General features: G+C 68.0%; 8 protein-coding genes. 6 read left to right on the forward strand and 2 right to left on the reverse strand.

Annotated features, from left to right (window positions below; genetic code table 11):
- Positions 1-231 (reverse strand): hypothetical protein (locus G3N92_RS27145; RefSeq protein ID WP_206130675.1); only part of this gene is annotated, 231 nt, incomplete at its 3' end.
- A 396-nt stretch (positions 232-627) separates the two neighbouring features.
- On the opposite strand from G3N92_RS27145, the gene G3N92_RS27150 reads away from it, so the two are divergent.
- From G3N92_RS27150 to G3N92_RS27175, 6 genes are all read left to right on the forward strand, one after another.
- On the forward strand, positions 628-981 hold the full coding sequence (locus G3N92_RS27150) for a hypothetical protein (protein ID WP_206130676.1): 354 nt from the start codon (positions 628-630) through the stop codon (positions 979-981).
- A gap of 352 nt (positions 982-1333) precedes the next feature.
- Complete coding sequence (locus G3N92_RS27155) at positions 1334-3205, forward strand: extracellular solute-binding protein (protein WP_206130677.1); 1872 nt, start codon at positions 1334-1336, stop codon at positions 3203-3205.
- A 108-nt stretch (positions 3206-3313) separates the two neighbouring features.
- On the forward strand, positions 3314-4354 hold the full coding sequence (locus tag G3N92_RS27160; protein ID WP_206130678.1) for an ABC transporter permease subunit: 1041 nt from the start codon (positions 3314-3316) through the stop codon (positions 4352-4354).
- 1 nt (position 4355) lies between these two features.
- Positions 4356-5453 carry an ABC transporter permease gene (locus G3N92_RS27165; protein WP_206130679.1) on the forward strand — a complete coding sequence of 366 codons (1098 nt, stop codon included), beginning with the start codon at positions 4356-4358 and terminating at the stop codon, positions 5451-5453.
- The gene (locus G3N92_RS27170) at positions 5450-7105 is read left to right on the forward strand and encodes a dipeptide ABC transporter ATP-binding protein (RefSeq protein WP_206130680.1); all 1656 of its coding nucleotides are present in this window, start codon (positions 5450-5452) and stop codon (positions 7103-7105) included. Before G3N92_RS27165 ends, G3N92_RS27170 begins: the two co-directional genes overlap by 4 nt.
- Before the next feature lie 114 nt (positions 7106-7219).
- On the forward strand, positions 7220-7918 hold the full coding sequence (locus G3N92_RS27175) for a C40 family peptidase (RefSeq protein ID WP_206130681.1): 699 nt from the start codon (positions 7220-7222) through the stop codon (positions 7916-7918).
- 117 nt (positions 7919-8035) lie between these two features.
- On the opposite strand, the gene G3N92_RS27180 is transcribed toward G3N92_RS27175, so the two are convergent.
- A partial coding sequence (locus G3N92_RS27180) for a patatin-like phospholipase family protein (protein WP_206130682.1) occupies positions 8036-8761 on the reverse strand: 726 nt, incomplete at its 5' end.

The following is an 8761-nucleotide window of genomic DNA, read 5'->3' on the forward strand; positions in this document are numbered from 1 at the left end:
TTTCGGGCCGGCCACCGCGCCGCTCGCGGCCGACATCGATGCGTTGCTGGGCGACGCGCCCGGCGCATGACGCATGGCGCGGCGGCGCTGGCCGTCACGCGCTTCGGGCCGGCTACCGCGCCGCTCGCGGCCGACATTGATGCGCTGCTGGGCGACGCGCCCGACGCATGGCGCGGCGGCGCTGGCCGTCATGCGCTGCGGGCCGGCTACCGCGCCGCTCGCAGCCGACATCGATGCGTTGCTGGGCGACGCGCCCGGCTCATGAACACGCGACGCGCCGTGCCGCTGTCTTCCAGCCGTGCTGCCGCGCGACATGCGGCGGCATCGCGCCATCGATGAGCGCGTCGCCGACCGTCCCGAGTCGGCGCTGCGGCATCGCGTCCCGCTCCACGGGCCGCCTTCCCGACGCGCTTTCACACGAGCGCCGCTACAATACGCGCGCCGCGTTCGACCCAAGCCCCGCATTCCGCGCATCGGCGTTGCGATTGCCTCGTCAAATGTAACAAGACGTTAGCGATGCATCGATCATGCGACTCCGCGCATCAGTTCTTACAAAGTGGAAATATGCGGGCCGGGGCTGAGTCGTTATAGTCGAATCACTCAATGAAACCACCGGAAGGGGACTCCATGAAAAGCTTGCGTGTTGCTTCGCTCGTGACCGGTCTGGCTGCGCTGTGCGTATCGGGCGCCGCAATGGCGGGCGTCAGTGTCGGCATCAACCTCGGCGCTCCGGCGTATGTTGCGCCCGCACCCGTCTACGCACCGCCGCCGCCCGCGTACTACCAACCGGCGCCGGTCTATGCGCCGCCGCCGGCCATCATCATCGGCTGGCACGGCGATCGCTACTGGGACGGCCGCCGCTACTGGGGTCGTCAGGAATGGTACCGTCGCCACGGCGGCCCGGGCTGGCATGGCGGCGGCCCCGGCTGGCACGGCGGTGGCCCGGGCTGGCACGGCGGCCACGACGGCTGGCGTCACTAAGCCCGGCGAGGGCGGGCGGCTTCGAAGGCCGCTTTGCCCGGCCGGGCTCGCCAGTCTCGGCCCTGCGGATCGCACGATCCGCCGCGCCTGGCCGAACGAATCGAAACCGCCCGCATGCCGGGCGGTTTTTCTTTGGGCGCGCACAGGACAGTCGCGCCGCGCGCGAATGCGCCCCCTCGCCGTAACGGACTCGGTAGAATGCGCGACACAGCCACCGATCCACGAGCGATTCCGCCTCATGCCGATTTCGTCGTTCCGGACCGCCGCGTCCCGCCGTGTCGCACCCGCCGCCGCGGCCCTTGCCGCGTTGCGCGATGCCGTCAGAATCCGCGCCGCGACGGCTCGATCGGCGATGGCCGATGTCGTGCCGGGCCACGCCGCCGGCGTCGTCGCCGCGCGCCGCGCCGCCTGGCTGTTCGCTCTGGCCGCCTGCGTCGCGCAGCCCGCGCATGCCGTCTACGCGATCGCGCAATACGGCGAGCCGAAATACCCGGCCGGCTTCAAGCATTTCGACTACGTCAACCCCGATGCGCCGAAGGGCGGCACGCTGGTGCTCGCGAATCCGAACCGGCTCACCACGTTCGACAAGTTCAACCCGTTCACGCTGCGCGGCAATCCGGCGCCGGGCATCGGCATGCTGTTCGAGAGCCTGACCACCGGCAGCGCCGACGAACCGGCCAGCGCCTACGGCCTGCTGGCCGACGACATCGCGATCGCGCCGGACCGGCTGTCCGTGACGTTCCACATCAACCCGCGCGCGCGCTTTTCGAACGGCGACCGGGTCACGGCCGCCGACGTCAAATATTCGTTCGACACGCTGAAAAGCCCGAAGGCCGCGCCGCAATACGCGGCGTATTTCTCCGACATTTCGCAGGCGGTGGCGGTGGATGCCGCCACGGTGCGCTTCGAGTTCAAGCGCGCGAACCGCGAGCTGCCGCTGATCGCGGGCGCGATTCCGGTGTTCTCGCGCAAGTGGGGGACTCGGCCGGACGGCTCGCAGGTGGCGTTCGACCAGCTCGCGTTCGAGACGCCGATCGGCAGCGGCCCGTACGTGATCGACCATTACGACAGCGGCCGCACCATCGATTACCGGCGCGATCCGAACTACTGGGGCGCAAGCCTGCCGGTGCGCGTCGGCACCAACAACTTCGCGCACATCGTCTACAAGCTGTACGGCGACGGCGTGGCGCGCCTCGAAGCGTTCAAGGCCGGCGAATACGACGCGATGGTCGAATACATCGCGCGCAACTGGGTGCGGCGCGATATCGGCAAGCGCTTCGACAGCGGCGAGCTGGTCAAGCGCGAATTCCGCCAGCATAACGGCGCGGGCATGCAGGGCTTCTTCATGAACCTGCGTCGGCCGCTGTTCCAGGACGTGCGCGTGCGCGAGGCGCTCGACCTCGCGTTCGATTTCGAATGGCTGAACCGGCAACTGTTCTTCGGCGGCTACACGCGCCTGAACAGCTATTTCGCCGATACCGAGCTGCAGGCCACCGGCACGCCCGGCGAGGGCGAGCTGGCGATCCTCGAACCGTTGCGCAAGCAGCTCGATCCGGCCGTGTTCGGGCCGATGCCCGAGCAGCCTTCCACGAATCCGCCCGGCTCGCTGCGCGCGAACCTGCTGAAGGCGCGCGCGCTGCTGGCCGAGGCCGGCTGGACCTACCGCGACGGCGCGCTGCGCAACGCGAAGGGCGACCCGTTCCGCTTCGAGATCCTCGACGATTCGGGCAGCGCGATGGCGCCGGTGGTCACGGCCTATCAGCGCAATCTGGCCAAGCTCGGCATCGTGGCGAGCTTTCGCGCGGCCGATTTCGCGCTGCTGCAAAAGCGGCTCGACGCGTTCGACTACGACATGACCACCGTGCGTTACCCCGGCGTGCAGGTGCCGGGCAGCGAGCAGGTGGCGCGCTTCGCGAGCCGCTACGCTGATCAGGCCGGCTCGGACAACATGACCGGGCTGAAATCGCCGGCCGTCGACGCGATTCTCCATTCGCTCGTGCAGGCGCAGACGCGCCCGCAACTGCTCGACGCCACCCATGCGCTCGACCGCGTGCTGATGCACGGCTACTACGCGGTCCCGCAGTGGTACAGCACCGTCCATCGCGTCGCCTACAAGCGCACGCTGGCCTATCCGGCGACCTTGCCGCTGTACTATTCCGCCGAGGACTGGATCGCGTCGATGTGGTGGGCCACGCCCGCGCACGGCAAGCCGTCCGGCGACTGAGCGATGGCCGCCGCCGTCCTGCGTTGCCTCGTTCCTGTTTCGCGCCCCGGGCGGCCCGCGCGGCCGTCGTCCCGCTAACGTTGCGTCAACCGCGCCCCGATCCCGCCTATGTGGAGCTACATCCTCAAACGCCTGCTGCTGATGATCCCGACCTTGCTCGGCGTGCTGACCATCACGTTCGCGGTGATCCAGTTCGTGCCGGGCGGCCCGGTCGAACAGGCGGCGCAGGAACTGCGCAAGGGCGCGGAGCAGGGCCACACGCCGTTCGGCCTGCGCGGCTATTCCGGCGTCGATCCGCAACAGCTCGCGCAACTGAAGGTGCTGTACGGCTTCGACAAGCCGCCGCTCGAACGCTACGGCCTGATGCTCGAGCGCTTCGCGCATTTCGATCTCGGCCAGAGCTATTTCCATCATCAGAGCGTGGCGTCGCTGGTGGTGTCGAAGCTGCCGGTGTCGATCAGCATCGGCCTGTGGACGTTCCTGCTCAGTTACCTGATCTCGGTGCCGCTCGGCATCGCCAAGGCGGTGCGCAACGGCACGCCGTTCGACGTGGCGTCGAGCCTCGCCGTGCTGATCGGCTTCGCGATTCCGGGCTTCGTGCTCGGCGTGCTGCTGCTGGTGCTGTTCGCGGGCGGCTCGTTCTGGCAGTGGTTCCCGCTGCGTGGCCTGACCTCGGACAACTTCGCGCAACTGAGCCTCGGCGGGAAGATCCTCGATTACTTCTGGCACCTGGTGTTGCCGATCGCGGCGTCGGTGGTGGGCAGCTTCGCCACCATCACGATGCTGACCAAGAACGCGTTCCTCGACGAGATCCGCAAGCAGTACGTGCTGACCGCGCGCGCGAAGGGCCTCGGCGAGCGGCGCGTGCTGTGGAAGCACGTGTTCCGCAACGCGCTGGTGCCGCTGATCGTGGGCTTTCCGGCCGCGTTCGTCGGCGCGTTCTTCTCGGGCAGCCTGCTGATCGAGACGCTGTTCTCGCTCGACGGGCTCGGCCTGCTGTCCTACGAATCGATGATCCGCCGCGACTACCCGGTGGTGCTCGGCACGCTGTACGTGTTCACGCTGATCGGCCTCGTGACGAAGCTGATTTCCGACCTCTGCTATGTGTGGGTCGACCCGCGCATCCAATTCGACCGACTGGAGCATTGACGTGAGCCGAGCCGCCGTTTCTCCCCGGATCGACGCGGCGCGCGCGCGCGTCTCGCCGTCGCCCGCGCGCCGCGTCTGGCAGCGCTTCTGCCGCCAGCGCCTCGGCTACTGGAGCCTCGTGATCTTCGTGGTGGCGTTCGCCGCCAGCCTCGCCGCGCCGCTCTGGTCGAACGATCGGCCGCTGGTGGTGCGCTACGACGGGCATTACTACTTCCCGATCGTCAAGGATTACGCCGAAACCACCTTCGGCGGCGATTTCCCGACGCCGGCCGATTATCTCGATCCGTACGTGCGCAGGAAGCTCGACGCGCCCGGCAACTTCGTGATCTATCCGCCGAACCGCTATTCGTACACCACGCTGAACTATTTCTCGGCGCTGCCGAACCCGGCGCCGCCGTCGCGCGACAACTGGCTCGGCACCGACGCGCAGGGCCGCGACCTGCTCGCGCGGCTCGTCTACGGGTTCCGCGTGTCGGTCGAGTTCGGGCTGGTGGTGACGCTGATCGGCACCTTGCTCGGCATCGCGGCCGGCGCGGTGCAGGGCTTCTACGGCGGGCGCATCGACATCGTCGGCCAGCGCCTGATCGAGATCTGGGGGGCCATGCCCGAGATCTACCTGCTGTTCATCTTCGCGTCGATCTTCGAGCCGAGTTTCCTGCTGCTGATCTTGCTGGCCTCGGTGTTCGGCTGGATCGGGCTGTCCGACTACGTGCGCGCCGAATTCCTGCGCAACCGCACCCAGGATTACGTGCGCGCGGCGCGCGCGATGGGCCTGTCGAACTGGCAGATCGTCTGGCGGCACGTGCTGCCGAACAGCCTCACGCCCGTCATCACGTTCCTGCCGTTCCGCATGAGCGGCTCGATCGTCGCGCTGACCAGCCTCGATTTCCTCGGCCTCGGCGTGCCGCCGCCCACGCCGAGCCTGGGCGAGCTGCTGGCGCAGGGCAAGGCCAATCTCGACGCGTGGTGGATCTCGCTCGCCACGTTCGTGGTGCTGGTGCTGACGCTGCTGCTGCTGACGTTCATGGGCGACGCGTTGCGCAACGCGCTCGATTCGCGGATCGCCGACACCTCGCGCGCGGCCGGAGGTGCGCGATGAAGCCGGCCGCGATGCAGGCGCAGCCGCCGGCGCCGTCGGCCGCCGCCGAGCCGCTGCTGTCGATCGAGAACTTGTGCGTGCGCTTCGGCGACACGCCGGCCGTCGACGGCGTGTCGCTCGCGATCGGCCGCGGCGAACGCGTCGCGCTGGTGGGCGAATCGGGTTCGGGCAAGAGCGTGACGGCGCTGGCGATCCTGCGGCTGCTGCGCGACGCCGAGGTGACGGGCCGCATCCGCTTCGACGGGCGCGACCTCGCCGCGGCCGGCGAGCGCGCGATGCGCGGCCTGCGCGGCTCGGAGATCGCGATGATCTTCCAGGAGCCGATGACGGCGCTCAATCCGCTCTACACGGTCGGCGACCAGATCATGGAAACCATCGTGCTGCACGACGGCGTGTCGAAGCGCGAGGCGCGCGCCCGCGCGATCGCGCTGCTCGGGCGCACCGGCATCGCCGAGCCCGAGCGGCGCGTGGACAGCTATCCGCACCAGTTGTCGGGCGGCCAGCGCCAGCGCGCCATGATCGCGATGGCGCTGGCCTGCCGGCCGCGCCTGCTGCTGGCCGACGAGCCCACCACGGCGCTCGACGTGACGATCCGCGCGCAGATCGTCGAGCTGCTGCTCGATCTTCAACGCGACGCCGAGCTGACGCGCGGCATGGCGATCCTGCTGATCACGCACGACCTGAACCTGGTGCGGCGCTTCGCGCAGCGCGTGGCGGTGATGGAGAAGGGCAGGCTGGTGGAGCACGGCGAGGTGGAGCGGATCTTCGCCGATCCCGAGCACCCCTACACGCGCAAGCTGCTGAACAGCCGGCCGCGGCGCACGGTGGCGCCGGTGCTGCCGATCGCGCCGGTGGTACTCGACGCGCAGGACGTGACCGTGCGCTACCGGCAGAAGCTGCCCGGCATCGGCGGCTGGTTCCGCAGCGGCAGCTTCACGGCGGTGGACGGCGTGAGCGTGTCGGTGCGGCAGGGCGAGACGCTCGGGGTGGTCGGCGAGTCGGGTTCGGGCAAATCCACGCTGGCGATGGCGCTGCTCGGCCTGCAGCGGATCGCGGGCGGCGCGATCGAGTTCGATGGCCGGCCGCTGGCCGACTGGCGCGGCGCCGACGCGCGGCTGCTGCGCGCGCGCATGCAGGTGGTGTTCCAGGATCCGTTCGGCTCGCTGTCGCCGCGCCACACGATCGAGCGGATCGTCGGCGAGGGGCTGGCGCTGCATCGCCCGGAGCTGTCGGAGGCGGCGCGGCGCGACCGGGTGGTGGCCGTGCTGCGCGAGGTGGGCCTCGACCGCACGCTGCTGCATCGCTACCCGCACGAGTTCTCGGGCGGCCAGCGCCAGCGCATCGCGATCGCCCGCGCGCTGGTGCTGGAGCCGCGCGTGCTGGTGCTCGACGAACCCACCAGCGCGCTCGACGTGTCGATCCAGCAGCAGGTGCTGAAACTGCTGGCCGGCCTCCAGCAGAAATACAACCTCGGCTACATCTTCATCAGTCACGACCTCGAGGTGATCGGGGCAATGGCGCACCGGGTGGCGGTGATGCAGGACGGCGTGATCGTCGAAACCGGCGATGTCGGAAAAATTTTCACGAAACCGTCACATGCTTATACGCGAAAACTGCTGGAAGCCGTTGATTTGACTGGATTGCCCCAATGATGTGCAGATTGTGATTGATTTTTTCAATTCGTTTTGACAAACAAATACCGTCTGGCTAGTATCGATCGAAATTTCCGCCAATCAGCTGATTTTTAAGCACAAAATTACCGACTGATGCAGCATCGATCTCTTACCCAAGCCTGCAAGCGCGCTGTCGCTGGGCTAGTCGTCGGCGTTCTGGTCTCCGCATCTTCCGGCGCGTTCGCCGACGATGTCGTCCGTTTTAACCAGGATGTCACGCTCACGAGCCAATCGGGCTCGTCTTCCGTCTCCCAAAACACCCCCGTCACGCAACCGGCTGCCTCGTCCACGGCGAGCAGCGCGAAGTCGTTCCTGTCCGGCATGGCCGGCAAGGCCGGCGACGTCGTGGTCGGCGCGCTGAACATGATCGGCGTGCGTTACCGCTGGGGCGGCAATTCGCCGGATTCGGGTCTCGATTGCAGCGGCTTCGTGCGCTACGTGTTCCAGGACACCCTGGGCATGTCGCTGCCGCGTCGCGCCGAGGAAATGAGCCACGTGGGCGAGAAGGTGCGCGTCAGCGAACTGAAGCCGGGCGATCTCGTGTTCTTCAACACGATGCGCCGCGCGGCCTCGCACGTCGGCATCTATATCGGCGACAACAAGTTCGTGCACTCGCCGTCCACCGGCAGCACGATCCGCGTCGACGATCTCGACAACAGTTACTGGGAAAAGCGTTTCGACGGCGCACGCCGGATCGAGTCGCACTTCGACGGCAAGCCCGACGACCTGCGCCAGCGCGTGAGCGCGACGCTCGGCGTCAGCGGCTCGGATTTCAACTCGGGCAACCAGTAAGGCGCAGGGCCGCGCAGGCCGCATCGAGCCAGCCTGCCGCCAGCCCATTCCGGCCTTCCGAATCACCCCCGGCCTCCGCAAGGAGCCCGGGGGTTTCGTGCTTCTGCGTGCTTGCGTTCAGGCGGCCGCGCGCGCCTGGGCGGCGGCCAGCTTGCTTTTCAGTTCGGGCATGATTTTCGCGGCCGCTTCCTCGCCGGCCAGGATCGCGGCGTTGCGCTGCGTGAAATCGCTGGCGCTCATCGCAGCCAGGTTCGGGCGGATCACCACGTCGGCGTATTTGTCGAGTTCGTAGGCCTTGATGGTCTGGCCCATGATCGTGAAGGTCTGCAGCAGCAACTCGATCGGGTTGTTGGTGGCCGCGCCTTCGGGGCGGGCCGAGATGTCGACCGCGATCACGAAATCGGCGCCCATCTTGTGCGCGAACGATGCCGGCACGGGGCTGACGAGGCCGCCGTCCACGTATTCGCGCGAACCGATCTTGACCGGCTCGAACACCGACGGCACGCTGCTCGAGGCACGCACCGCCAGGCCCGCGTTGCCGCGCTGGAACAGGATCGGCTGGCCGTTTTGCAGATCGGTCGCGACGATGCCGAGCGGTTTCGCCATCTTCTCGATCGGCCGGTTGTTCAGCGTCTTGTTGATGTAGTTCTGCAGCGCCACGCCCATCAGCAGGCCGCGCGAGCGCCACGGCAGCGCCCAGTCGCTGATCGACGCTTCGTCCATCGTCAGCGCGAGCTTGTTGATCTCGAAGGCGTTCATGCCGGACGCGTAGAGCGCGCCCACCACCGAGCCGGCGCTGGTGCCGGCCACGATGTCGATCGGAATGTTGTGCGCCTCCAGGCC

It is taken from the genome of Burkholderia sp. Ac-20379 (assembly GCF_017104645.1).
Classification (GTDB): domain Bacteria; phylum Pseudomonadota; class Gammaproteobacteria; order Burkholderiales; family Burkholderiaceae; genus Burkholderia.

What these genes read in the sequence shown, in the direction of transcription:
- G3N92_RS27155 (WP_206130677.1), top strand. Translation starts at nt 1,334, where the DNA reads ATGGCCGATGTCGTGCCGGGCCACGCCGCCGGCGTCGTCGCCGCGCGC.
- G3N92_RS27150 (WP_206130676.1), top strand. Translation starts at nt 628, where the DNA reads ATGAAAAGCTTGCGTGTTGCTTCGCTCGTGACCGGTCTGGCTGCGCTG.
- G3N92_RS27170 (WP_206130680.1), top strand. Translation starts at nt 5,450, where the DNA reads ATGAAGCCGGCCGCGATGCAGGCGCAGCCGCCGGCGCCGTCGGCCGCC.
- G3N92_RS27160 (WP_206130678.1), top strand. Translation starts at nt 3,314, where the DNA reads ATGTGGAGCTACATCCTCAAACGCCTGCTGCTGATGATCCCGACCTTG.
- G3N92_RS27175 (WP_206130681.1), top strand. Translation starts at nt 7,220, where the DNA reads ATGCAGCATCGATCTCTTACCCAAGCCTGCAAGCGCGCTGTCGCTGGG.